Genomic DNA, 25,191 nt, shown 5'->3' with positions numbered 1-25,191 from the left:
ATGAAACTCACCGTGGTAGGCGGCGGTTCGACCTACACCCCCGAACTCATCGACGGCTTCGCCCGCTTGCGGGACACGCTCCCCATCGACGACCTCGTCCTCACCGACCCGTCGACCGAACGCCTGAACCTTGTAGGCGGCTTGGCCCGCCGCATCTTCACCCGACAGCACCACGAAGGCCGTATCACCACCACCTCCGACCTGGACGCGGCCGTGGACGGCGCAGACGCAGTGCTCCTCCAGCTCCGCGTGGGCGGCCAGGCGGCCCGCGAACAGGACGAGACCTGGCCCCTGGAATGCGGCTGCGTAGGCCAGGAAACGACCGGCGCCGGCGGCCTGGCCAAGGCCCTCCGAACGGTCCCCGTGGTCCTGGACATAGCGGAACGGGTCCGCCGCACCAACCCCGAAGCCTGGCTGATCGACTTCACCAACCCGGTGGGCATCGTCACGAGGGCCCTCCTCCAGGCGGGCCACAAGGCGGTGGGCCTGTGCAACGTGGCGATCGGCTTCCAGCGCAAGTTCGCGGCCCTGCTGGACGTCACCCCCTCCGAGGTCCACCTGGACCACGTGGGCCTCAACCACCTCACCTGGGAAACGGCGGTACGCCTCGGCGGCCCCGAAGGCAGAGACGTCCTCCCCGACCTCCTGACCCACCACGGCGAGGGGATAGCGGCGGACCTCCACCTCCCCCACCCCCTCCTCACCCACCTCAACGCGATCCCCTCCTACTACCTCCGCTACTTCTACGCCCATGACGAGGTCGTACGAGAACTACGCACCAAGCCCTCCCGAGCGGCCGAAGTAGCGGCAATGGAACGCGAGTTGCTGTCGCTCTACGCCGACCCGACCCTGGACGAGAAGCCGGAGCTCCTCTCCAAGCGCGGCGGCGCGTACTACTCGGAGGCGGCGGTGGACCTGGCCGCGGCCCTGCTCACCGGCGCGGGAAACCCGTACCAGGTGGTGAACACCCGCAACAACGGCACGCTCCCCTTCCTCCCCGACGACGCGGTGATCGAGGTACAGGCGGCGGTGGGCCAGAAGGGCGCCACCCCCCTCCCCGTCGCCCCCTTGGACCCCCTCTACGCGGGCCTGATCTCCAACGTGACGGCCTACGAACACCTAGCCCTGGAAGCAGCCCTCCACGGCGGCCGGAACCGCGTCTTCAAGGCCCTGCTCTCCCACCCCCTGATCGCCCAGTACGAGTACGCCGACGCCCTCACCGACCGACTGATCGCACACAACCGGGAGCATCTCGCGTGGGCATGACCGCACGTGTCCTCGCCATAGACGCGGGCAACAGCAAGACGGACGTAGCCGTCCTGGCCCCCGACGGAACGGTCCTGGCCACGGCGAGAGGAGACGGCTTCCGCCCCCACACGACGGGCGTCGAAGCAGCACTGGACACAGTGGCCAAGCCAGTAACGGAGGCCTTCACCAGGGCCGGAGCAACCACCACGGACCACATCTCAGCGTGCCTGGCGAACGCGGACTTCCCTTTCGAGGAGGACCAGCTGGCCGAGGCCCTCCAAGCCCGCACCTGGGGCACCACCGTCACGGTCCGCAACGACACCTTCGCCATCCTCCGCGCCGGCGCCGCCGAACCCCGCGGCGTGGCCGTGGTCTGCGGCGCCGGCATCAACTGCGTAGGCATGCGCCCCGACGGCCGCACCGCCCGCTTTCCGGCACTGGGCCGCATCTCAGGCGACTGGGGCGGCGGTTGGGGCCTCGCAGAGGAGGCCCTGTGGCACGCCGCAAGGGCAGAGGACGGCCGAGGCGACCCCACAGCCCTGTCCAGCACACTGCCCGCCCACTTCGACCTGCCCTCCATGTACGCCCTGATAGAGGCCCTGCACCTGGAACGCATAGCCCCCGCCCGCCGCCACGAACTCACCCCGGTCCTCTTCACCACGGCAGCCGACGGCGACCCCACAGCCCGCGCCCTGATCGACCGCCTGGCCGAAGAGGTGGTGGCGATGGCCACGGTGGCCCTGACCCGCCTGGACCTCCTGGAGGAGGAGACCCCGGTACTCCTGGGCGGCAGCGTACTGGCAGCACGCCACCCCCAACTGGATCACGGCATAAGGGACTTGCTAGCCACCCACGCACCCAAGGCCGTACCCCAAGTGGTCACGGCAAGCCCGGTACTGGGAGCGGCACTCCTGGGCTTGGACGACGTAGAGGCACCCCCCACGGCCCAGGCACGCACACGAGCCCACTACGAGCGCTGACGGGGGCGCACCCCCACGGCCCCGCAGCGCGCGACGGCGGGAAGGGGACGTGTCGGGGGGTGTCCGCCCGCAGCGGTTGGCGCGTCAACACGGGCGCCTTATCTGAACGCCCGATTCCGCGCCGTTCCGAGGACGGACACCCCCCGGCGCGGCCCCGACCCCCAACGCACCACACCACGCAAGACGCGAACCCCCACCGAACGCCCGAACCGGGAACCGAACAGATTCCCCCCGCGTGTGATTGGGCAGGGGGTGGTGCGGGGCGTTGTGTTGCGCCGGGAAACCGGCATACACGCTGCGATCCGATCAAGATCCAGTGAAGGCCGGTGCGCATTGTCGGTCCCGGCAGCGATACTTGCGGCGACAGATGACCATGGGGGAGGTCAACAGTGACACACCCGCCGAAAAGCAGCGCGGCACCACCACCGGACGTCGGCATGCCCACGATGCCGGCCGTACCACCCCAACCGGGCCTCCAGGCGAACGGCACCCCCACCCCGGCCACCGCCTCCACCAACGCGCCCGCGCCCGCGCCCAGCGAACCCCGCCGTACCGCGTTCGCCGAGGGCGTCGACCGCCTGCGCCACGCGGCCACCACCGAACCCGGCCGGCTCCGCATCATCGGCGCCTTCCTCGCCGCCCTGGTCATCGCGTTCGGCGCCGTCACGGCCTGGCAGACGACCGACCGCGCGGCCGCCGCCGACGACGTCCTCAACAAGAGCCAGCCGCTCAGCAGCGCCGCCGCCGACATCTACCGCAGCCTCGCCGACGCCAACACCGCCGCCTCCAGCGGCTTCCTTGCCGGCGGCCAGGAGACGGCGACGTCCCGCGACCGGTACGAGAAGGACATCGACAAGGCGGCCGCGGGCCTCGTCAAGGCCGCAGCGAACTCGGACCCCGACTCCCCGGCCGCGGCGACGGTCACGAAGCTCAACCGTCTGCTGCCGGAGTACAAGGGCCTGGTGGAGCGTGCCCGCACCTACAACCGCCAGGGCTTCCCGGTCGGCGGCGCGTATCTGCGCTACGCCAACGAGAAGATGCAGAACGAGATGCTCCCGGCGGCGGAGGACCTGTACACGAGCGAGAACGAACGCCTCCGTTCCGACTACGACGACGCGACGCCGTACCCGTGGGCGGCGATAGCCCTCGGCGTCGTGGTCCTCGCCGCGCTCGCCTGGGCCCAGCACCGCAACTACCGGCGCACCAACCGGGTCATGAACCACGGCCTGGTCGCGGCGACGGCCACCGCGACGGTCGTGCTGCTGTGGCTCGTCGTCGGTCACACCGTCGCGCGCGCGGGCCTGAACGACTCCTACGACCACGGCGTCCGCTCCCTCAACGTCCTGCACGACGCCCGCATCGCCTCCTTGAAGGCGCGCGGCAACGAGAACCTCACCCTGGTCGCCCGCGGCGCCGAGACGGTGACGGTGAAGGACGCCGACGGCGTGGAACAGACACGCGACGCCTACGACTACGACTTCCAGAAGGACATGAAGACCCTCGGCGCGGGCCTGGCCGAAGCGGCGAAGCTCGCCGACGACAGCGATGGCGAGAAGCCGGTCACCGCGGCCCAGGGCAACATGACGGAGTGGCAGAAGCGCCACGGCGCGGCCCGCGACGAGGACGACAACGGCAACTACGAGGCGGCCCTGAACCGGGTCATCGGCCCCGAGAACGCGACGGGCGAGTGCTTCGACAGCGTCGACGACAACCTCGCCACGGCGATCGGGCACGAGGAGGCCGAGTTCGAGCAGGCGGCCGGCGGCGGCCTGGACGCGATGACGGGCCTGCCGGTGGGCGCGGCCGTCCTCGCCGTCCTGGGCGCGGCGGGCGCGGTCCTCGGCATCGGCCGCAGGCTGTCGGAGTACCGGTGAAAGGGGGCGTGACGATGAACATACGACGTGTACGGGCCGGTCTGAAGGGCTGGGGCGGTGTGGCCGCGATGGCGGTGGTCTGCGCCCTCGCGCTCGCGTTCGTGCTGCTCCTGCCGCTGACGCAGTCGAAGGGCGCCGACGGCACCGGCACCGGCGGCCAGGGCGTGGCCCACGGCAGCCAGGCGCGGGCCGAGGACGACCCCTGCCAGGACCCGCAGATCAAGAAGGCCCCGGAGAAGCAGACGCTGTCGCCGTCGGGTGCGGACGGCGACACCATCAAGAAGATCAAGGCCCGCGAGGGCGACAAGCGCAAGCTGATCGTCGGCGTGGACCAGAACAGCTACCGCTGGGGCTACCGCAACCCCAACGCCGGCACCAGCGGCGAGCTGGAGGGCTTCGACATCGACCTGGTGCACCGGATCGCCGCGGAGATCCTCGGCGACCCGAACGCGGTGCTGTTCAAGGCGATCCCCACCAACCAGCGCATCCCGGCGCTCCAGGAGGGCCGGGTCGACATGGTGGTGCGCACGATGACCATCAACTGCACGCGGCTGGGCCAGGTCGCGTTCTCCGCCCCGTACTTCAAGACCGGCCAGCAGGTCCTCGCCCCCAAGTCCTCGACGATCAAGGGGTACGACGACACGCTCGCCGGCAAGAGGATCTGCACGGCGGAGGGTTCGACGGCGAACACCACGCTGACGGAGGACCAGAAGGCGGGCAAGCTCCCCGCGACGGCCAAGATCGTCGACCCGGTGCCGAACCAGCTGGACTGCCTGGTGCGGCTCCAACTGGGCGAGGTGGACGCGGTGGTGACGGACGGCGCCCTCGCCGCAAGCCAGGCGGCCCAGGACCCGACGGTGCAGTTGAAGGGCGACCCGTTCACGACCGAGTACTACGGCGTGGCGATGAACCTGAAGGCCGACGATCTGGTACGCCGGGTCAACCAGATCCTGGCGGACTACCGCAAGGACACCGCGAACGGCTGGCAGGCGTCGTACGACAAGTGGCTGTCGGCGACACTGGACAAGGACTCCGCGAAGTCGAAGCCGCCGACCCCGGCGGAGTACCTCCGCACGAGCTGAGGCAGACACAGACAGGCACAGACAGGCACCGACAGGCACCTGAACGGCGAGCAACCACCCCCGACAACGAGACCAGCAGCGAGAGGTGATCGATGGGCGTCACGGGACCCCCCGGGCCGGTGATGGACCGGGACGAGGTGGACCGTGCGCTGGCGCGGCTCGGCGCGGAGTACGAGGCGATCGAGACCTCGCTCCTCGCCCTGCAGGACCACTCCGGCCGCAGGCTCCTGGAGGGCGCCGCGCTCACGGGTGTGACCCGGGAGCGCTGGACGGCCGCGGAGGCGTCGATCACGCTGCTGTGGGCGTACTTCGACGCGTACACGGACGCGTTGCGCAGCGCCCGGGAGATCAGGTCGCGGCGCCGCTGGTCCAGCCGTGAGGACCTGGTGGAGCTGACGGAGCTGCTGCGCGGCGAGTCGGTGACGGTAGCGGGCAGCGCCACGGCAACGGCCAACGCCCCGACGCTGCACGGCGGTTCGGGCAAGCTCAGCGAGCAGTTCAGCCTGGCCACGCTCGTCGACCGGATGAACGAGCTGTACGCGACCTCGCTCGACATGGTCGTCGCCGCCGACGCGGTCTGGTCGGCGCTGCCCGCGCGGATAGATTTACTGGCCGCCGAACTCCAGCGCACCCGCAAGCTCGCGCACTCGGTGGGCGTCCGCCCGGGCGAGCACCCGGCGGGCGACGACCTGGAGCGCATCACGCGCACGCTGACGCACCTGCGCGAGCAGGTGGTCTCCGACCCGCTCGCCTACTGGAACCCCACACCGGGCAGCTCGGCCCCGGGCGGCGGCCGTCCCGACACCACGGTGTACGACCGTGAGGCGCGTGCCCTGGAGGACGTACGCCGGGAGATCGACGCGGTGTTGACGGTCCGGCAGGACGCGGAGCAGCGGCTGGTCAGGCTCCGTGACGTGCTCTCCCGTGCGGACCGCACGCTCGCCGAGGCCCGTACCGCGCGCGGCGAGGTGCTGGCGAAGATCGCGGCCACGGAGGTGCCGGTCGTCAGCGGTCCGCCGACCGTGCTCCAGGAGCAGCTGGCGACGGCCGCCGAGTACCGCAGACAGGCCCAGTGGCACCGCCTGTCCCCGCTCCTGGAGTCCCTGGAGCAGAAGGCGGAGGACGAACTGCTGCGCGCCCGCGAGTCGTTGACCGCGGTCACCCAGCCACTGGCGGTCCGCGCGGAGCTGCGCGGCCGCCTCGACGCGTACAAGGCGAAGGTCGCCCGGCACGGCCTCGCCGAGGACCCGTTCCTGATCGAGCGGTACGACGCGGCGCGCCGCATGCTGTGGAGCGCGCCCTGCGATCTGCGCGTCGCCGAACAGGCCGTGCTGCGCTACCAGCACGCGGCCGCCGAGCTGCTCCGCGCCCCGCGGGTGCCGGAGCAGAGCGGGCCAGAGGACCGTAGGGGGGAGGACCGGTCATGACTCAGGCAGCACAGCAGACCTGTCAGCGGCCAGGCTGCGGCGGGTCGTACGAGGATGTCGGCGGCGGTGAGCTGTACTGCGACACCTGCGGACTCGCGCCCGTGGTGTCGGCGAGCGGCATGGTGGGGTCCCCGCCGACCGGGATCACCGGCGGCGGCAAGGGCTCGCGCGGTTCCGGCAGCGGCAGTTCGCGCTCCGGCAGCAGCCGCAGCACGTCACGCAGCACCTCGCAGTCGTCGAAGTCCCGCCGCTCGGTGTCGGGCCGCCTCTCGCGCTCGCTGTCGGGCCGTACGACGGGCCGCTCGGTGTCGGTGCGCAGTTCGGGTTCCAGCACCGGGTCGAGCGCCCGCGGCCGGCTGGGCGCCGGGCTGGTGCAGGTGCCGGACGTGCCGCGTCCCGACCCGCGCGCGATGGTGCTGGAGAACCCCGAGGTCCCCGAGCGCAAGCGGTTCTGCTCCCGCTCGGACTGCGGGGCGCCGGTGGGCCGGGCCCGCGGCGACCGCCCGGGGCGCACGGAGGGCTTCTGCACCAAGTGCGGCAACCCGTACTCGTTCGTCCCGAAGCTGACGGCCGGCGACATCGTGCACGGCCAGTACGAGGTCGTGGGCTGCCTGGCGCACGGCGGGCTCGGCTGGGTGTACCTGGCCGTCGACCGCGCGGTCTCCGACCGCTGGGTGGTCCTCAAGGGCCTCCTCGACACCGGCGACCAGGACGCGATGGCGGCGGCGATCTCCGAGCGGCGCTTCCTCGCGGAGATCGAGCACGCCAACATCGTGCGGATCTACAACTTCGTCGAGCACCTCGACCAGCGCACGGGTTCGCTCGACGGCTACATCGTCATGGAGTACGTCGGCGGCAAGTCCCTCAAGGAGATCGCCAACGGCCGCCGCACCCCGGACGGCAAGCGCGACCCGCTCCCGGTGGAACAGGCCTGCGCATACGGCATCGAGGCCCTGGAGGCGCTCGGCCACCTCCACAGCCGCAACCTGCTCTACTGCGACTTCAAGGTCGACAACGCCATCCAGACCGAGGACCAGCTCAAGCTCATCGACATGGGCGCGGTCCGCAGGATGGACGACGACGAGTCGGCCATCTACGGCACGGTCGGCTACCAGGCGCCGGAGGTCGCCGAGGTCGGCCCGTCGGTGGCGTCCGACCTCTACACGGTCGCCCGCACCCTCGCCGTCCTCACCTTCGACTTCCAGGGCTACACGAACGTCTTCGTGGACTCCCTGCCCGACCCCGACAACATCGAGGTCTTCCGCCAGTACGAGTCCTTCTACCGCCTCCTGGTCCGCGCCACCGACCCCGACCCGGCCCGCCGCTTCGCCTCCGCCCAGGAGATGGCGGAGCAGCTGACGGGCGTACTGCGCGAGGTCGTGTCGCTCCAGACCGGGCGGGCACGGCCGGCGCTGTCGACCCTGTTCGGTCCTGAACTGCGGGTGACGGACACGGAGTTGTTCCCGAAGCTGGACGGGGAGGTGTCGCGGTTGGGGGCGCGGGTGGTGCGTCCTGCGCGTAATTCCCCTGTTGTTTCTGTGGGCACCGGAGGTGCCCAGCATCCCGGCGGCGGAGCCGTCCCGGCGCTCGGGGGTGCTGCGGCGTTGGTGAAGTCCGTGGCGACGCCCGCCGCGGCTCTGGCGCTGCCCGTTCCGCGGGTCGACCCCTCCGATCCCAACGCCGGCTTCCTCGCCGGGCTCATGGCGACCGCCGCCGCGGAGCTGCTGGGGGCGCTCGCCGCCGCGCCGGCGCCGTCGATCGAGACGCGGTTGCGGCAGATCCGGGCGTGGCTGGAGAACGGCGACGCGCACACCGCGCTGGAGGCGCTGACGCGGGTCGAGGACGAGCGGCCCGACGACTGGCGGGTGGTCTGGTACCGCGGGGTCGCCGCCCTCGTCACCGGCGACCACGAGGCCGCCGCGCTCGCCTTCGACGCGATCTACGACGCCTTCCCCGGCGAGCCCGCGCCGAAGCTGGCGCTCGGGCTGTGCGCGGAGGTGCTCGGCCAGCTCGACAATGCCGCCGAGTACTACCGCCTGGTCTGGGCGACCGACCCCAGCTATGTGAGCGCCGCCTTCGGGCTCGCGCGGGTCCAGCTCGCGGCGGGGGACCGCCGTAGTGCCGTACGGACCCTGGAGTCGGTTCCGGAGTCGTCCATCCACTACACCGCCGCCCGCGTGGCCGCCGTGCGGGCGCGGCTGCGTCAACGCACGGCCGCCGCCGGTGACGTACCGTTCCTTGACGACCTGACCGCCGCCGCCGGGCAGGTCGAGGCGCTGGACGCGTACGGACTGGATCCGGCGCGCCGCGAGCAGTTGTCCGCCGAAGTCCTCGGCTGCGCGCTGGACTGGGTACTCTCCGGTGGCCAGGGCGCCGACCCGGCCGCCCGCCGGGTGCTGCTCGGCAGCGAGCTGGACGAGCGGGGACTCCGCTTCGGACTGGAGCGTTCGTACCGCACGCTGGCCCGGCTCGCGCGGGGCGGCGAGGAGAGGATCGACCTGGTGGAACGTGCCAACCGTTACCGCCCCCGGACGTGGGTGTAGTTGATGTCGCAGATGCCCCAGCAGGCCGCCCTGACGAACTGCCCGAGCTGCGAGGAGCCGCTCGAGTCGGGTGACCGTTTCTGCGGTGCGTGCGGATACGACCTGTCCGCCGTACCGGCACCTCCAGACGACCACCCGACGCTCGCCGTGAACGGCTCGGCGCCGGTGTCGCCGCCCGCCGCCGGCGAACCCTGGCCGGTCGCCCACGAACCCGTGGCCGCCGCACCCGGCGACCATGAACCGGTCCCGCCCCCGAGCGGCTCCCCCGTCTCCCCGGCCTCCGGAGTGCGCTTCGACCGGCCGCCGGAGCCCGACGAGTACCCGCTCCAGGCTCCGGACCCGCGGGTGACCGCCGAGACGCCGACCCCGCCGGAGGGCGTCAAGGTGTGCGTGGCCTGCCGCGCGGGCCGCGTCGACCACGACGGCTACTGCGAGAACTGCGGGCACGCCCAGCCCCGCGAGCGCGACCACATGGAGCAGGAGTGCGGCCCGATGGCGGCCGTCAGCGACCGCGGCCTGCGCCACCACCGCAACGAGGACGCGTTCGGCATCGGCACGGCCACCCTGCCCGACGGCTCCCCCGCGTCCGTGGCGATCGTCTGCGACGGCGTCTCCTCGGCGACCCGCCCCGACGACGCCTCCCTCGCCGCGTCCCGGGCGGCGAGCGAGTCGCTGCTCGCCGCCCTGCCACGCGGCACCCACCCGCAGCAGGCGATGCACGACGCGATCGTCGCCGCCTCCCGCGCGGTCAACGCCCTGGCCGCCGAGCCGCAGACGGCCCGCGAGCACGCCCCGCACCAGAACGCCCCGGCCTGCACCATCGTCGGCGCCGTGGTGACGTCCGGCCTGCTGATCGTCGGCTGGGTCGGCGACAGCCGCGCCTACTGGGTGCCCGTCGACCGCAGCTCGCTGCCGGCCCGCCTCACCGAGGACGACTCGTGGGCCGCGCAGATGGTCGCCGCGGGCCTGATGAACGAGGCGGAGGCGTACGCCGACGAGCGCGCCCACGCGATCACCGGCTGGCTCGGCGCGGACGCCTACGAACTGGAGCCGCACACCGCTTCCTTCAAGCCGGACCGGCCGGGTGTAGTGGTGGTGTGCACCGACGGACTGTGGAACTACGCGGAGGCCGCCCAGGAGATGGCCGAGGCCGTACCGCTCGATGCCGCCGTACGCCCCCTGCACGGCGCCCAGGTCCTGGTCGGTCACGCCCTGGACGGCGGCGGCCACGACAACGTAACAGTGGCCCTCGTGCCGTTCCCCGCCCCGCCTCAGGGGGCAGGATCGGCCTGAGGCCGATTCGTACGGGGATGCCTCGCGGGACCGGAGGGGACCGGTCCGCACACAGTCGTATGCCCTGCAACCGTGGGGTTTTCGAGGGGGATTCGATCAGGCATGGCCAATTTCTCGAAGTCCAACGTGCCGCAGTTCTCGGTGGACGTGTACCAGAACGAGTACCTGCCGGAGGGCGGCCGCGAGGTCAACGCGATCGTCACGGTGAGCGCGACCGGCGGCGGCACCATCGGCAGCGCGGTCGCGGCGCCCCATCTCTACACGCCGGGCCAGGGCCCGGACGCGGCCGTGGCGATCATGGTCGACTGCTCGGGATCGATGGACTACCCGCCGACCAAGATGCGCAACGCCCGTGACGCCACGGCCGCGGCCGTCGACACCCTGCGCGACGGCGTGCACTTCGCGGTGATCGGCGGCACGCACGTGGCCAAGGAGGTGTATCCGGGCGGCGGGCGGCTCGCGGTCGCCGACGCCACCACCCGCGAGCAGGCCAAGCAGGCCCTGCGCAAGCTCAGCGCGGGCGGCGGCACCGCCATCGGCACCTGGCTGCGGCTCGCCGACCGGCTGCTGTCCTCGGCGGACGTCACCATCCGGCACGGCATCCTGCTCACCGACGGCCGCAATGAACACGAGTCACCCGAGGACCTCAAGGCGGCCCTCGACTCCTGCGCCGGACGCTTCACCTGTGACGCCCGAGGCGTGGGCACCGACTGGGAAGTGAGTGAAGTCACAGGCATCGCCTCGGCCCTGCTCGGCACCGCCGACATCGTCGCCGACCCGGCCGGACTCGCCGCCGACTTCACGCAGATGATGGAGACGGCGATGGGCAAGGAGGTCGCGGACGTCTCCCTGCGGGTGTGGACGCCGGTCGGCACCACGATCAGGTTCGTGAAGCAGGTCGCGCCCACCGTCGAGGAGTTGACCGACCGCCGCACCGAGGCGGGCCCGCGCGCGGGGGACTATCCCACCGGCTCCTGGGGAGACGAGTCCCGTGACTACCACGTCTGCGTGGAGGTCCCGGTCGCGAACCTCGGCCAGGAGATGCTGGCCGCCCGGGTCTCCCTCGTCATCCCCCAACCCGACGGCAGCGCACAGAACTTGGGCGCCCAGGGGCTGGTACGGGCGGTGTGGACCGACGACATGGTCGCCTCGACGTCGATCAACCCCCAAGTCGCCCACTACACCGGCCAGGCCGAACTTGCACAAGTCATCCAACAAGGCCTCGATCTGCGCAAAGCGGGCGATATGGATGGAGCAACGGCCAAACTGGGCCGGGCCGTTCAGCTCGCAAGCGCTTCCGGCAACGCCGATACTGCGAAACTGCTTGCGAAGGTGGTGGACGTGGTCGATGCCGCGACAGGTACTGTGCGGTTGAAGGCGAAGGTCGAGGAGGCCGACGAGATGACTCTCGAGACCCGGTCCACAAAGACTGTTCGTGTAAAGAAGTAGACAGAAGCGACCTAGAAGTCTCCTTACGTGAGAGGGGGAAGCGCCGACATGCCGACCTGCCCGAACGGACACCAGTCGGGTTCCGACGACTGGTGCGAGGTCTGCGGTCACCGCATGGCCGGTGCCGTGCCTCCGCCCCCTCCCCCGCCGCCCCCCGGCGGCGGCTACGGCTTCCCGCCGCCCCCGCCGGGCGCCGGCGGCCAGCCCGGACGCTCCCATCTGTCCGCCGTACCGGACCCCGAGCCGGAGCTCTGCCCGCAGTGCCGCACGCCCCGTGAGGGCGGTGCGCCGTTCTGCGAGGAGTGCCGGTGGAACTTCCTGACGAACACGGCGACCTCGTACACCCCGGCCGCCCCGCGCCCGCCGGCCCCCGGCCCGGGCGTGCGCTTCCAGGGCCCGCCGCCGGGTGCGTCGTACGGCGGCGGTGACTCGTACGAGTACCAGGGCTCCCGCCCGTCCCAGATGAACCGCCCCGCCGAGCCGATCCCGCCCTTCGGCAACGACCCCTCGGGTCCGCCCCCGCCGCCCGGCCCGGGCGGACCCGGTGGCCAGGGCGGCTTCGGTGGTCCCGGCGGCGGTTCCGGCGGTCCTGGCGGGCCCAACGGCCCGGGTGGCTTCGGCGGCTCCAATGCTCCCGGCGGTCCGGGTGGCCCCGGTGGGCCCAACGGTCCCGGCGGTTACGGCACGCAGGGCGGCCCGGGCGGCTTCGGTACGCAGGGTGGGCCTGGCGGTCCCGGTGGCCCCTCCGGTCCTGGTGGTCCTGGCGGTCCTGGTGGCCCGAACGGTCCCGGCGGCTTCGGCACCCAGGGCGGCCCCGGTGGTCCCAGCGGCTACGGCTACCCGCAGCCCGGCTCCACGCAGGCCCCGCCCGGCCCCGGCGGCGCCTCCCCCTTCGGCAACGACCCCTCCCGTCCGGTCCCGCCCCCGCCGGGCCCGACACCGCCCGCGGGACCCGGTGGTCCCGGTGCCCCGTCGGCGTTCTCGCCGTCCGGCCCCTCCGCCCCGCCCGCCTTCCCGCAGGAGACGAACCGGCCCCAGCCCGGCGGTCCGTCCTTCGGCGGCGGCGAGGACGACTGGGTGATCTCCCCGCCGTCCTCCGGCGCCCCCGGCGGTCCCGGTGGTGCCCCCGGCGGCTACGGCTACCCGCAGCCCGGCTCCACCCAGGCCCCGCCCGGCCCCGGCTTCCAGCAGCGGCCCGCGGGACCGGCGACCTGGACCGCGACCATCGGCCCGGACCGCGAGTACTTCATGGCGATGATGCAGCGTTCAGGACCCGAGGCCGCCGGTCTCAACCTGCCCGCGTACTCGCCCGAGCAGCAGCGCACGCTCACCGGCAACCAGGTCACCATCGGCCGCCGCCGGCACTCCACCGGCGACACCCCGGACATCGACCTGTCGGTGCCGCCGGAGGACCCGGGCGTCTCGCACCAGCACGCGGTGCTGGTCCAGCAGCCCGACGGCTCCTGGGCGGTCGTCGACCAGAACTCGACGAACGGTACGACGGTCAACGGCGCGGAGGAGCCCATCCAGCCCTTCGTCCCGGTGCCGCTCCAGGACGGCGACCGGGTGCACGTGGGCGCCTGGACGACGATCACGGTCCGCCGCGGATAGCGGCACGCAGCGCTACGGCAACCGGAGGGGCCAGGCGTACGGCCCCTCCGGATCGTCCAGCCACGCCCACTCGTCCCCGCCGCTCACCGTCAGGCCGTACCGCCGACGCGGCGGCCGTCCCTCCCGCTCCCACAGCTGATACGCCTCCTGCGGCGTGAGGCTGCCCCGGCTGAGGTCCAGCAGGAAGCGGAACAGCTCGTCCTCCCGTGCCCGGCGCGGCACCCCGCCCAGCGAGGCGGGCTCCGGTTCCGGCCGCCCCTCGCCCCGTAGCGGCACGAAGTAGGCGGGCGTGTGCAGGAAGCGGCCCTCGGCGTACCCCGGGTCCCGGACCGTCAGCGCGACGAGGCCGGTGGCGAGCGGGGCCAGGATGCGGGCGCCGGGGTTGCACTGGGCGAGCCAGGCCGGCGGGATCGAGGTCAGGGCGCAGGTCGCGATGATCCGGTCGAAGGGGGCGCGTTCAGGCACCCCGCGGGCGCCGTCGCCGGTGACGACGACCGGGTGGTGGCCGGCGGCGGCCAGATGCTGCCGGGCCGCCTCGGTGATGTCCGGTTCCAGGTCGACCGTCGTGACGAGGTCGTCGTCGCCGAGCCGGTGGGCGAGCAGCGCCGCGTTGTATCCCGTACCGGCGCCGATCTCCAGGACCCGGTCGCCGTCCTCGACCTCCAGGGCGGTCAGCATCATCGCCATGAGGGAGGGCTGGCTGCTGGAGGAGACCAGTTCGCCGTCGCGCAGCCGGGTGGCCAGCGGGGCGTCGGCGTAGGCGCCGCGCACCCAGCGTTCCCGGGCGCGGGCGTCGGGGCTCTCGCCCCAGCGGCGCTCGTAGCCGCCCATGACGCCGACGTAGTAGTACGGAACGAAGAGATGCCGCGGTACGGCCGCGAAGGCCTCCCGCCACACCGGGTCGTCCGCCCAGGCCCCGCTCGCGTCGATCTGCGCCACCAGCGCGGCCCGCGCCTCGGCGGCCAGTTCTTCCAGGTCCTTGTGGAGAGCGTGCGCACCCATGTCTCCACTGTCCTGCGGAAGGGTCCTAAGCCCCAAGTCCTGGTTCCCTCCGTCTGAGACGATGGACGGGTGAAAGAGATTCGGCGCGGCACGCTTCAGACGGAGACCTTCTACGAGCAGGTCGGTGGGGAGGAGACCTTCCGCCGCCTCGTCCGACGTTTCTACGAGGGTGTGGCCGAGGACCCGCTCCTGAAGCCCATGTACCCCGAGGAGGACCTGGGCCCGGCCGAGGAGCGGCTGACGCTGTTCCTCATCCAGTACTGGGGCGGTCCGACGACGTACAGCGAGAACCGCGGTCACCCCCGGCTGCGGATGCGGCACGCCCCGTTCCAGGTGGACCGGGCGGCGCACGACGCGTGGCTGAAGCACATGCGGGTGGCGGTGGACGAGCTCGGCCTGTCCGAGGAGCACGAGCACACGCTGTGGAACTACCTGACGTACGCGGCGGCGTCGATGGTGAACACCGAGGGCTGATCCCGGCGCTCCTGCGCTGAGTCCCGAATTCCGGTCGTACGACGCCGATTTCCGATCACGATCCGGTCAAGTCCGGCGCACAACCGCTTACCCGCCCTCGCCCCCTCTGACAGCATCGCCCGGAGGTCTGGACAACACGACGGACCGCGGTGGGGATGACGGTCACGACGGGGGTCGGGTGACGGGGTGACGTGGTACGGGGGGTTCGCGAGGTTCGTCCTTCAGCGGGCGCGGGCGCATCGCCCGCTGCTCGCCGCCGCGCTGCTGACCGTCCTGCTGACGACCGCGGTCCTGGCGACGCTCGCCGCGTACTCGGGCGCGATCGGCGACGCCGCCCTGCGCCACTCCCTCGCGGACTCCCGCAACGCCGCCGACGCCGCCCTGGTCGTCAAGGCCGACGTCCCGGCCACGTCCCGTGACGCCTCCGACACCGCCGTACGCGAAGGCGCCCGCAAGACCTTCGACGGGCTGCCGGTCACCGTGCGGACCCTGCTGAAGTCGGGCCCGTACGCGCTGCCCCGCTCGCTGCGGCCGCCCGCCGAGCGGTCCGGGGACCCGGATCTCACCCACTTCGCGGCCCTGGACACCTCCCAGGTGCGGATCACGGACGGCAGGGCCCCGGCCGCCACCACCGAGGTCGCGCTGCCCCAGAGCGCCGCCCGGCTGCTGAAGCTGAAGCCGGGCGCCCGCCTCACCCTCGTCGACCGCCTCGGCGGCCCGAAGGTGCAGGTCGACGTCGTCGGCCTCTACCGCCCCGTCCGTACGGACGCCCCGTACTGGCAGCTCCTGGACGACCTCCACGGCCGCGGCGTCAACAAGCTCGACTTCACCACGTACGGGCCGCTGCTCGCCGCTCCCGACGCCCTGACCGGCGGCAAGGTCAGCGCCGGGCCCTCGGCGTGGCTGGCGACGGCCGACTTCTCGACCCTGACGACCGGCCGGATCGGCGCCCTGCGCGAGGCGGCCCGCGACGGCAGCGCGGCGCTGCGCGGCGAGGCGGCGCTCAGCGGCACCACGGCCGCGCACACCGATCTGCCGGCCGTCCTCGACCGCGTCGACCGCTCGCTGCTCGTCTCGCGCTCCACCCTGCTGATCGTCGCGCTCCAGCTCGCGCTCCTCGCGGGCTGTGCGCTGCTGCTGGTGGCCCGGCTGCTGAGCGCCGAGCGCGCGGGCGAGACCCGGCTGCTCAGGGCGCGCGGCGCCTCCCGGCCGCGGGTCGCGGGGCTGGCCGCGCTGGAGGCGCTGCTGCTCGCGGTGCCCGCGGTGGCGTGCGCGCCGCTGCTGGCGGGGCCGCTGACCCGGCTGCTGGCCGGGCAGGGCGCGCTGTCCCGGATCGGCCTTGAGCTGGAGGTGCCGGCGGCCGGGTCGCTCGGGGTGTGGCTGGTCGCGGCGGGTGTGGCGCTGGGCTGTGCGCTGGCGGTGACGCTGCCCGCGCTGACGTCGTCCTTCGCGATCGGGCGGGCCCGCCCGCTGCCCGGCGTCGTGCGCTCGGGCGCGGACGTGGGGCTGCTGGTGGTGGCCGGGGTGGCGTACTGGCAGCTGGGCCGGCAGACGACCGGCGCGGTGACCGGCGACAGCTCGGGCACCCTCGGCGTCGACCCGCTGCTGGTCGCCGCCCCCGCCCTCGCGCTGCTCGCCGGTACGGTCCTCACCCTGCGGCTGCTGCCGCCGCTGGCCCGGCTCGCCGAACGCCGGGCCGCCGCCGGGCGGGGCCTCGCCGCGGCCCTCGCGGGCTGGCAGATCGGGCGGCGTCCGATGCGGGGCGCGGGCCCGGTGCTGCTGCTGGTGCTCGCCGTGGCGCTGGGCATGCTGGCGATCGGGCAGGGCGCCTCCTTCGACCGCTCGCAGGACGACCAGGCCGACTTCCGCGCGGGCGTGCCGGTGCGGGTGCTGGCCAACGGCGAGGACGACCTCGGCCGCACCGACGCCTACGCCGCCGTCCCCCACGTACGCGAGGCCGCTCCGGCGGTCCGTACCGAACTGCCCCTGTCCGGCGACCGTTCGGCGACGGTGCTGGCGCTGGACACCGCGCACGCGGCGGACTCCGTACTGCTGCGCCGGGACCTGTCGTCCGAGCCGGTACGGCCGCTGCTGGCCGGGCTCGGTCCGCAGCGGGCGTCGGCCGGGGCGGCCGTCCCCGAGGGCAGCGCGCGCCTGCGCCTGACGGCGACCCTGCGCGGCGCGGCCACGGGCACGGCCGCCGATGTGACGGTCACCCTGGAGGACCGCCACGGCACCCCGTACCGGCTCCCGGCCGGCTCGCTCCCGGCCGACGACCGCCCGCACACCCTGGAACTGGCCGTCCCTTCGGGCAAGTTGACGCTCACCGACGTACAGCTGGTGCTGCCGGTCCCGAGCGGACGGGCCGATCAACAGCGTTTCTCGCTCGACAAGTTGACGGCCCTGATGGCCCAAGACGTGGAAGAGCGGCTCGTGTTGCCCGCCGCCTGGACGGCCCGGACCGTCTCCGACAACACCTCGGAGCTCCCGGACCGCAGCAACGCCCCCGCCCCGCCCCGCGTGCACGGCACGACCGTCGAGTACGGCACCGGTTACGTCCCGCGCGAGGACACCTGGACCCTGGCCTCCCTGACGGTCCGGCTCCAGGCCACGCAGCCCAAGGCGGCGCAGATCACCGCCGTCGCCACCGACCGCTTCCTCGACTCGGCGGGCGCCCGCACCGGGCAGCGCGTGGACGTGACGTTCGGCGGCCGGACGCTGCCGGTGCGGATCGTCGCCGCGGTACGGGCGCTGCCCACGACGGGGAGCGAGACCGGCGGGGCGCTGCTGGTCGATCTGCGGTCCGTGAACCGGGTGCTGGAGGCGAAGTACGGCGAGAGCGTCACGCCGACGGAGTGGTGGCTGGAGACGGACCGGCCGTCCTCGGTCGCCGCGGCGCTGCGGGCCCGCCCGGACCTGGACCCCGCCCAGGTCGTGGTACGCGACGAGATCGCCGAGGAGCTGCGGGACGACCCGTTCGGGGCGGGCCCGGAGGCGGCGTTCACCGCGGCGGCCGGGGTGGCGGCGGCGCTGGCCGCGCTGGGCTTCGCGGTGAGCGCGACGGGCTCGCTGCGGGAGCGCGACACCGAGTTCGCGGTGCTGCGCGCCCTGGGCGCCCCGCGCCGCCGGCTGGCCCGCACGATCGCCGTCGAGCAGGGCGTCCTGGTGACGCTGGCGCTGATCGTGGGGGCGGCGCTCGGGACGGTCCTGGCGCGGGCGGTGATCCCGCTGGTCGTCCTCACCACCGACGCGACCCGGCCCGTGCCGGACGTGCTGGTGGAGCTGCCGGTGGGACAGGTGGCCCTGCTGCTGGCGGCGGTCGCGGTGACGCCGCTGGTCGTCACGGCCGTACTCGCGCTGCGGCGGGCGAATCCGCTGGTGTCGTTGCGGGAACAGGGAGGGGAGTGACATGGCCGCCGCGGTAGCCCGTAGGACCTCTGTGGTCGCCCCGTGGGTCCGCACCCGGCTGCGCACCGCCCCCGGCGCGGCGCTCGCGCTCGCCCTGCTGGTGGCGCTGACCGCGTGCCTCGCCGCGGCCCTGCCCCGGGCCGTCGACCGGTACGCGGACGCGGGCCTGCACCGGGCCGTGGAACAGGCGGGCGCCGACCGGACCTCGATCCAGCTGTACGCCCGTCCCGAGTACGGCATCGTCTCGGACATGGACCTGCGCCCCGCCACGCTCGGCGCGCAGTACGAGAAGATCCTCGCCACGGTCGAGAGGCCCCTCGTCGTCGACCGCGACCAGTCGACGTACGGCGTGCGCAGCTCCACCAACCTGGAGGTGCCGGACCCCTGGATCCCGCGGCCGACCGGGACGCCCGCGCAGGTCGCCCTCATCGCCCAGCAGGGCCTCGCCGACCACGTGCGCTCGGTCCGGGGCCGGTTGCCGCGCGCCACGCCCGCGGACGCGATGACGCCGGAGGTGGAGGCCGCGGTCAGCGCGCGGACCGCCAAGTCCCTGCACATCAAGGTCGGTTCGGTCATCCACGTGCCCGGCGAGTCCCGCGCCCCGCTGGCCGTCCGCGTCACCGGCATCGTCACCCCGAGCGAGCCGTCCGGCGCCTTCTGGTCGGCCCAGCCGCTCCTCCACGAGCCCGCCCTGATCCGGATGCCGGGGCCGAGCTCGGACGCCGACAAGTACTGGCTCGGCGCCCTGCTGCTGGCCCCCGAGTCGGCGCCCGCCATGCTGGGCACCCCGGCGGTCCCATGGCGCTACTGGCAGTTGGCGCCCGACCTGGACGCCCTGCACGCCTACGACGTGGACCGCCTGAAGTCCGCCGTCGCCTCCCTGGAGTCCGGCCCGGCCCTCCAGCAGGCCCGCACGATCACGGGCGGCCTCACCGACGCGGACACCGACCTCAGTGAAATCCTGACCGGCTACTCCGAACTGCGCGAGGGTGTCGCCCCGTTGGTCGCCGTGGCCGCTTTCGGCGCCGGTACGGTCGCCGCGGTCGTCCTGCTCATGTCGGGCGGCCTCGCCGCCGACCGCCGCCGCACCGAGCTCGCCCTGCTGCGCGCCCGGGGCGCGTCCCTGCGCGGCCTGGCCGGCCGCCTCCTCGCCGAGACGGCCACGGTCGCCGTCCCGGCCGGCGCCCTCGGCCTCACGGCGGCCCTGCTGACGGTTCCGGAGGGCCGGACGACGTACGCCGTCGCCGCGGCCGCCACCGTCACGGCCGCGGCCTGCGCCGCGCTCCCGCTGCGCGCGGTGGCGGCCCACCGGGTCGTACGGGTGCACACGGGCCGCGAGGACGTGGCGACGCTACGACCCTCACGGCGCCGCACGGTCGCGGAGCTGACGCTGCTGGTGCTGGCGCTGGCGGCGGTGGAGACCTTGCGGCGAAGGGGCTCGTCGGGAGACGAACTGGCTTATGTGGCACCGGCGTTGACGGGCGTGATCGCGGCCCTGGTCCTGGTCCGCCTCTACCCCTTCCCGCTGCGCGGCCTGGCCCGCCCCGCCGGCCGCCTGCGCGGCGCGGTGGCCCACCTCTCGTTGGCCCGCGCGGGCCGCACGTCCGCCTCCGCGGTACTGCCTCTCCTCGCTCTGCTGACGGCCCTGACGACGGCGGCCTTCGGCGGCTCGGTCCTGACGGGCGTCTCCGAAGCCCGCGACCAGGCAGCGCTGCTGGCGGTGGGTGCGGACGCCCGGGTCGATGCGGACGGCCCCCTGCCCAGGGGCCTGGCGGCTCGACTCCGCCACCAACCGGGGGTGGAGGGTCTGACCGAGGTGAGCATCGCGTACCAGGCGAAACCGACGGACGGCAGCCAGTCGGTGCCGTTGGTGGGCGTGAAGCCGGACGAATACGCGGAGTTGGCGAGGCTTGCGGACCTCGGCCCGTACGCCAAGGGCCAGTTGACGAGAGCGCGGGCATCCGGAGCGATCCCGGCCCTGGCCTCCCCGTCGGTGGCGAAGACGTACGGCACCCGCCCCTTCCCCGTGTTGCTGGAGGACGGCACGACGACGATCACCGTCCGCATCACCCTCGTACGGGACCGGACCCCGGCGGTGAACGGCACGGAGTTCCTGGTGGTGGACAGATCGGCCCTGAGCGGCGCTTCGGCCCGCCCGACAACGCTGCTGCTGACGGGCGCGGGCCTGTCCGGCAAGGATCTGCGCAAGGCGACGGGCTCGGCGGCCCACGTCCAGACCCGCTCCGAGGAACGGGCGCGCTATGTGAACTCCCCGCTCCAGTCGGGCGCCGAGGACATCTACACGGCAGCGGTGGCGGCCGGCTCCGGCTACGCCGTCCTCGCCCTCCTCCTCTCCCTCCTCCGCGCGGCCCCGGAACGCACCGCCCTCCTGGCCCGCCTCCGCACGATGGGCCTCACCCGCTCCCAGGCCCGCCACCTCCTGATCCTGGAGTCCCTGCCACAGGCGGTACTGGCGGCGGCGGGCGGCATCCTGACGGGCTGGGCGACGGTCCACCTCCTCTCCCCAGGCATCGACCTCACGACCATCGCCCTGGCAACCTCACCGTCCGCCCCAGGAGGGGCGGAGCTGCGCACGTCCCCCGCGTCCCTGGCAATCCCGGCGGCTGCGGTGGTGCTGGTGACGGTGGGGGTGGCGGGCGTACAGGCGTGGTGGTCGGGGAGACGAGGGTCGGTGGCAGAACTGAGAGCGGGCGACACGCGATGACCGGTCAGAGCAACGCCGTGAAGGGGCGCGGGGAACTGCGCGACCAGCCACAACGGCGCCGCAGCCGAACAACGACACCACGCGGCGCCTCCAGCGGAGCGCTGAGCTGCGGGCAGTCGTGCCGCTGGGGCGGCACCCGGCCCAAAGAAAGCGGCACCCCGCCAGCGCGGGCGAGCGAAACCCCGCCCACAGCAACCCCCACTCAGGCCAGCGACAACAGGAGGCCCCAGTGACCACCAACCCCACCCTCGCCGACCTGACCACCAAGGCCACCGCAGCCCGCAACACCCCCACCTACGGCCACGACGCCCTCATCACCTGCGACCGCCTGGTCCGCATCTTCACCACGGACGGCATAGAGGTCCAAGCCCTCCAAGGCCTCGACCTCCTGGTCCGCGAAGGCGAACTCATGGCCCTGGTAGGCGCGTCCGGCAGCGGCAAGTCCACCCTCATGAACATCCTCGCCGGCCTGGACACCCCCACCGCAGGCGCCGCCCGAGTCGCCGGCCACGACCTCCTCACCATGACCGCGAAGGACCGCCTCGCCTACCGCCGCAAAACCGTCGGCTTCGTCTGGCAGCAGACCTCCCGCAACCTGCTCCCCTACCTCACCGCGGCCCAGAACATCACCCTCCCGATGCAGCTCTCCGCCACCCGCACCCCACGCAAGGCGAAATCCGAACGAGCCCTGGAACTCCTGGAGTTGCTGGACATCGCGGACTGCCACGACCGCCGCCCCCACCAGATGTCCGGCGGCCAGCAACAACGCGTCGCGATAGCCGTCGCCCTCGCCAACGCCCCCGCGGTCCTCCTCGCCGACGAACCCACCGGCGAACTCGACTCCCAGACCGCGGAACAGATCTTCGCCGCGTTCCGCACCGCGAACGAACAACTCGGCACGACCATAGTCATCGTCACCCACGACCAGGCGGTCGCCGACGAGGTCCGCCGCACGGTCGCCATCAGGGACGGCCGCACCTCCACAGAGGTCCTGCGCCGCAGCGAGGTCGACGCGACGACCGGCCACGAGACGGTCGTGGCCCGCGAATACGCCATGCTCGACCGAGCCGGCCGCCTCCAACTCCCCGCCGAGTACACGGAGGCCCTCAACATGCGCGACCGCGTGGCCCTGGAACTGGAGCCCGACCACATCGGCATCTGGCCGGACGACAGCGACCACAACTGACCGCACACAGGGATACGCGGCACAGAGGCCCAGAGGCACACAGCGCAGGGGCGCTCAGCGCACGCTGACGCCCAACGCCCCAAGCCCCGCCCGCCGCACGGCGACCGACCCGTACGGCGTACGCAACCGCAGCCACGCACCACACGACAGCAGCGCCAACTCCCCGTCACCGCGCAGGAATCCGAGCGACTGCGCGGCATGCACGGCCCGCACCGGCAACTCCGTCTCCCCGACGGTCCGGGACCAGATCTCCCGCCCGACCCGGTCGAGTTCGGCACGGGTACGACTCTCGGCCGCCAACTCCTGCGTACGCGCCCGGAATTCGGCGACCCCGGCCCCCACCATGCCCCGCAGGGCATCAGGCGCGGGCAGCCCGGCGACGACCTGCCACCCACCGCGCGGCGGCAGCACCCCCGCCCACGGCGGCCCGGTCACCGCCTCCGGCACCCCGGCCGTGGCGGCGTCCTCGTCGACGGACTCCAGCAACTCCCCCGCCGACACGGTCACATCGAGCGTGACGTCGAGCCCGTCCTCGTACGGCTTGGCAAGCCGCACCGCGCGGATCGCCAGCACCTCGAAGGACGGCGGCCGCCCGAACACGGCGAGCGCGGTCCCGGCGGCCTGGAGCCGTACGGCGGCCCCGCGGTCGTAGTGGAGCAGACGGGAGAGGAAGGCCGCGAGATCCGCCGCCTCCCCCTCGTCGGCGAGGTGGAGCACCGTCATGCGGCGACGGCCTCCTCCTCGTCGTCGTCCCGGTATCCCTCCAGGAACTCGCGTTCCTCGGAGGTGATCCGGCGCGGCCGCTGGGCCTCGAAGTCGAACGGCACTATGACGGTCGAGGCCCGCACGTACACGAGATCCTCGTCCTTCACCTCATAGGCGATGGTGAAGGACGCGGCCCTTATCTCCGTGACCCACAGCTCGATGGCCACGGGCGTGTGCCGGTGGACGAGCTGCCGCTTGTAGTCGATCTCATGGCGCGCCACCACGGACCCCTGCTTGAAGTCCTTCTCCGGGCGGAACAGGAAGTCGATACGAGCTTCCTCCAGGTAGCGGAGGAAGACCACGTTGTTGACGTGGCCGTACGCGTCCATGTCCGCCCAGCGCAGCGGGCAGTGGTAGAGGTGCCGCAAGATCGATCAGCCCCGGGTCAGCTTCTTGTAGGTGGCACGGTGCGGACGCGCGGCGTCCGGTCCGAGCCGCTCGATCTTGTTCTTCTCATAGGACTCGAAGTTGCCCTCGAACCAGAACCACTTGGACTCACCCTCGTAGGCGAGGATGTGCGTGGCCACTCGGTCCAGGAACCACCGGTCGTGGGAGACGACCACGGCCGCGCCCGGGAACTCCAGCAGCGCGTTCTCCAGCGAACCGAGGGTCTCGACGTCGAGGTCGTTGGTCGGCTCGTCGAGGAGCAGCAGGTTGCCGCCCTGCTTGAGGGTGAGCGCGAGGTTGAGGCGGTTGCGCTCACCACCGGAGAGGACCCCGGCCGGCTTCTGCTGGTCCGGGCCCTTGAAGCCGAAGGCGGAGACATACGCCCGCGACGGCATCTCGACCTGACCCACATTGATGTAGTCGAGCTCGTCACTGACGACGGCCCACAGGGTCTTCTTCGGGTCGATGTTCTCGCGGCTCTGGTCGACGTACGAGATCTTGACGGTCTCGCCGACCTTGATGGAGCCGGAGTCCGGGGTCTCGATGCCCTGGATCATCTTGAAGAGAGTGGTCTTGCCGGCACCGTTGGGCCCGATGACACCGACGATGCCGTTGCGCGGCAGGCTGAAGCTCAGATCATCGATGAGGAGCTTGTCGCCGAAGCCCTTGCTGAGGTTGTTGACCTCGACGACGATGCTGCCCAGGCGCGGACCCGGCGGGATCTGGATCTCCTCGAAGTCCAGCTTCCGCATCTTGTCGGCTTCGGCGGCCATCTCCTCGTAGCGAGCGAGACGCGCCTTGGACTTGGCCTGCCGCCCCTTGGCGTTGGACCGCACCCACTCGAGCTCTTCCTTCAAGCGCTTCGCACGCTTGGCGTCCTTCTGCCCCTCGACCTTGAGACGGGTCTGCTTCGTCTCCAGGTACTTGGAGTAGTTGCCCTCGTAGCCGTGCAGCCGGCCGCGGTCGACCTCGCAGATCCAGCCGGCCACGTTGTCCAGGAAGTACCGGTCGTGGGTCACGGCGACGATGGTGCCGTCGTACTTGGCGAGGTGCTGCTCCAGCCAGTTCACCGACTCGGCGTCGAGGTGGTTGGTGGGCTCGTCGAGCAGCAGCAGGTCGGGGGCCTCCAGCAGCAGCTTGCACAGCGCCACACGCCGCTTCTCACCACCGGAGAGGTTGGTGACGGCCCAGTCGCCGGGCGGGCAACCCAGCGCATCCATGGCCTGCTCCAGCTGAGCATCGAGGTCCCACGCGTTGGCGTGGTCGAGCTCCTCCTGCAGCTTGCCCATCTCGTCGAGCAGCGCGTCGGAGTAATCAGTCGCCATGAGCTCGGCGATCTCGTTGAACCGGTCGAGCTTGCCCTTGACCTCGGCGACACCCTCCTGGACGTTCTCCAGGACGGTCTTGTCCTCGCTGAGCGGCGGCTCCTGGAGCAGGATGCCGACGGTGTACCCCGGCGACAGGAACGCGTCACCGTTCGAGGGCTGCTCCAGCCCCGCCATGATCTTCAGAATGGTCGACTTACCGGCACCGTTCGGGCCGACCACACCGATCTTCGCGCCGGGCAGGAAGTTCAGCGATACGTCGTCAAGGATGACCTTGTCGCCGATTGCCTTGCGCGTCTTGCGCATGGTGTAGATGTACTCAGCCAAGAGAAACCGTCCGGCAGCTTGAAATCTGGCAGTGGGCAGATACACCCCATCTTGCCTGACGTCCACCCTCGGGTGGTAACCCGTT

General features: G+C 72.5%; 17 protein-coding genes. 13 read left to right on the top strand and 4 right to left on the bottom strand.

Going from position 1 to position 25,191, the window contains the following annotated elements:
• The 9 genes from IQ210_RS02040 to IQ210_RS02000 all read left to right on the top strand — a co-directional run bounded on the left by IQ210_RS02040 (position 1) and on the right by IQ210_RS02000 (position 13,507).
• Positions 1 to 1,266, top strand: a complete 1,266-nt coding sequence (locus IQ210_RS02040; protein WP_194076206.1) for a 6-phospho-beta-glucosidase — start codon at positions 1 to 3, stop codon at positions 1,264 to 1,266.
• On the top strand, positions 1,257 to 2,228 hold the full coding sequence (locus IQ210_RS02035) for an N-acetylglucosamine kinase (RefSeq protein ID WP_194076204.1): 972 nt from the start codon (positions 1,257 to 1,259) through the stop codon (positions 2,226 to 2,228). The genes IQ210_RS02040 and IQ210_RS02035 overlap by 10 nt, the downstream gene beginning before the upstream one ends.
• A 446-nt stretch (positions 2,229 to 2,674) precedes the next feature.
• The gene (locus IQ210_RS02030) at positions 2,675 to 4,102 is read left to right on the top strand and encodes a hypothetical protein (protein WP_194077043.1); all 1,428 of its coding nucleotides are present in this window, start codon (positions 2,675 to 2,677) and stop codon (positions 4,100 to 4,102) included.
• 14 nt (positions 4,103 to 4,116) lie between these two features.
• Positions 4,117 to 5,184: a glutamate ABC transporter substrate-binding protein gene (locus IQ210_RS02025; RefSeq protein ID WP_194076202.1), complete on the top strand. Its 1,068-nt coding sequence runs from the start codon at positions 4,117 to 4,119 to the stop codon at positions 5,182 to 5,184.
• Between the two features lie 92 nt (positions 5,185 to 5,276).
• Positions 5,277 to 6,611 (top strand): hypothetical protein, encoded by a 1,335-nt coding sequence (locus IQ210_RS02020; protein WP_194076200.1) that lies wholly within the window; start codon positions 5,277 to 5,279, stop codon positions 6,609 to 6,611.
• The gene (locus tag IQ210_RS02015; RefSeq protein WP_194076198.1) at positions 6,608 to 9,154 is read left to right on the top strand and encodes a serine/threonine-protein kinase; all 2,547 of its coding nucleotides are present in this window, start codon (positions 6,608 to 6,610) and stop codon (positions 9,152 to 9,154) included. Before IQ210_RS02020 ends, IQ210_RS02015 begins: the two co-directional genes overlap by 4 nt.
• Positions 9,155 to 10,447, top strand: coding sequence for a PP2C family serine/threonine-protein phosphatase (locus IQ210_RS02010; protein ID WP_194076196.1), 1,293 nt, complete (start codon positions 9,155 to 9,157; stop codon positions 10,445 to 10,447).
• A 102-nt stretch (positions 10,448 to 10,549) separates the two neighbouring features.
• Complete coding sequence (locus IQ210_RS02005; RefSeq protein ID WP_194076193.1) at positions 10,550 to 11,896, top strand: vWA domain-containing protein; 1,347 nt, start codon at positions 10,550 to 10,552, stop codon at positions 11,894 to 11,896.
• Between the two features lie 48 nt (positions 11,897 to 11,944).
• Complete coding sequence (locus IQ210_RS02000) at positions 11,945 to 13,507, top strand: FHA domain-containing protein (protein ID WP_194076191.1); 1,563 nt, start codon at positions 11,945 to 11,947, stop codon at positions 13,505 to 13,507.
• A 12-nt stretch (positions 13,508 to 13,519) separates the two neighbouring features.
• Here IQ210_RS02000 and IQ210_RS01995 read toward each other — a convergent pair whose 3' ends face one another.
• On the bottom strand, positions 13,520 to 14,509 hold the full coding sequence (locus tag IQ210_RS01995) for a methyltransferase domain-containing protein (RefSeq protein WP_194076189.1): 990 nt from the start codon (positions 14,507 to 14,509) through the stop codon (positions 13,520 to 13,522).
• Between the two features lie 69 nt (positions 14,510 to 14,578).
• Between IQ210_RS01995 and IQ210_RS01990 the strand changes: the two genes are divergently transcribed.
• The 4 genes from IQ210_RS01990 to IQ210_RS01975 all read left to right on the top strand — a co-directional run bounded on the left by IQ210_RS01990 (position 14,579) and on the right by IQ210_RS01975 (position 22,302).
• Entirely contained in the window at positions 14,579 to 14,983 is a 405-nt protein-coding gene (locus IQ210_RS01990) for a globin (RefSeq protein ID WP_109498755.1), read from the top strand.
• 186 nt (positions 14,984 to 15,169) lie between these two features.
• Complete coding sequence (locus IQ210_RS01985; RefSeq protein WP_194076186.1) at positions 15,170 to 18,391, top strand: FtsX-like permease family protein; 3,222 nt, start codon at positions 15,170 to 15,172, stop codon at positions 18,389 to 18,391.
• A gap of 1 nt (position 18,392) precedes the next feature.
• A complete protein-coding gene (locus IQ210_RS01980) occupies positions 18,393 to 21,116 on the top strand; it encodes an FtsX-like permease family protein (protein ID WP_194076184.1) in 2,724 nt (907 codons plus the stop codon).
• A 229-nt stretch (positions 21,117 to 21,345) separates the two neighbouring features.
• Positions 21,346 to 22,302 (top strand): ABC transporter ATP-binding protein, encoded by a 957-nt coding sequence (locus IQ210_RS01975; RefSeq protein ID WP_194076182.1) that lies wholly within the window; start codon positions 21,346 to 21,348, stop codon positions 22,300 to 22,302.
• Positions 22,303 to 22,356: 54 nt separating this feature from the next.
• Here IQ210_RS01975 and IQ210_RS01970 read toward each other — a convergent pair whose 3' ends face one another.
• The 3 genes from IQ210_RS01970 to ettA are packed head-to-tail and all read right to left on the bottom strand — an operon-like array spanning position 22,357 to position 25,106.
• Positions 22,357 to 23,025: a hypothetical protein gene (locus IQ210_RS01970; RefSeq protein WP_194076180.1), complete on the bottom strand. Its 669-nt coding sequence runs from the start codon at positions 23,023 to 23,025 to the stop codon at positions 22,357 to 22,359.
• Positions 23,022 to 23,435 carry an acyl-CoA thioesterase gene (locus IQ210_RS01965; protein ID WP_194076178.1) on the bottom strand — a complete coding sequence of 138 codons (414 nt, stop codon included), beginning with the start codon at positions 23,433 to 23,435 and terminating at the stop codon, positions 23,022 to 23,024. Before IQ210_RS01965 ends, IQ210_RS01970 begins: the two co-directional genes overlap by 4 nt.
• Positions 23,436 to 23,441: 6 nt before the next feature.
• The gene (ettA, locus tag IQ210_RS01960; protein WP_194076176.1) at positions 23,442 to 25,106 is read right to left on the bottom strand and encodes an energy-dependent translational throttle protein EttA; all 1,665 of its coding nucleotides are present in this window, start codon (positions 25,104 to 25,106) and stop codon (positions 23,442 to 23,444) included.
• Positions 25,107 to 25,191: the final 85 nt, after the last annotated feature.

The sequence above is a fragment of the Streptomyces justiciae genome (assembly GCF_015163075.1).
GTDB lineage: Bacteria > Actinomycetota > Actinomycetes > Streptomycetales > Streptomycetaceae > Streptomyces > Streptomyces justiciae.
This window is presented reverse-complemented; position numbering and strand designations above follow the sequence as displayed.

What these genes read in the sequence shown, in the direction of transcription:
- IQ210_RS02040 (WP_194076206.1), top strand. Translation starts at nt 1, where the DNA reads ATGAAACTCACCGTGGTAGGCGGCGGTTCGACCTACACCCCCGAACTC.
- IQ210_RS02030 (WP_194077043.1), top strand. Translation starts at nt 2,675, where the DNA reads ATGCCGGCCGTACCACCCCAACCGGGCCTCCAGGCGAACGGCACCCCC.
- IQ210_RS02025 (WP_194076202.1), top strand. Translation starts at nt 4,117, where the DNA reads ATGAACATACGACGTGTACGGGCCGGTCTGAAGGGCTGGGGCGGTGTG.
- IQ210_RS02020 (WP_194076200.1), top strand. Translation starts at nt 5,277, where the DNA reads ATGGGCGTCACGGGACCCCCCGGGCCGGTGATGGACCGGGACGAGGTG.
- IQ210_RS02015 (WP_194076198.1), top strand. Translation starts at nt 6,608, where the DNA reads ATGACTCAGGCAGCACAGCAGACCTGTCAGCGGCCAGGCTGCGGCGGG.
- IQ210_RS02005 (WP_194076193.1), top strand. Translation starts at nt 10,550, where the DNA reads ATGGCCAATTTCTCGAAGTCCAACGTGCCGCAGTTCTCGGTGGACGTG.
- IQ210_RS02000 (WP_194076191.1), top strand. Translation starts at nt 11,945, where the DNA reads ATGCCGACCTGCCCGAACGGACACCAGTCGGGTTCCGACGACTGGTGC.
- IQ210_RS01995 (WP_194076189.1), bottom strand. Translation starts at nt 14,509, where the DNA reads ATGGGTGCGCACGCTCTCCACAAGGACCTGGAAGAACTGGCCGCCGAG.
- IQ210_RS01980 (WP_194076184.1), top strand. Translation starts at nt 18,393, where the DNA reads ATGGCCGCCGCGGTAGCCCGTAGGACCTCTGTGGTCGCCCCGTGGGTC.
- IQ210_RS01970 (WP_194076180.1), bottom strand. Translation starts at nt 23,025, where the DNA reads ATGACGGTGCTCCACCTCGCCGACGAGGGGGAGGCGGCGGATCTCGCG.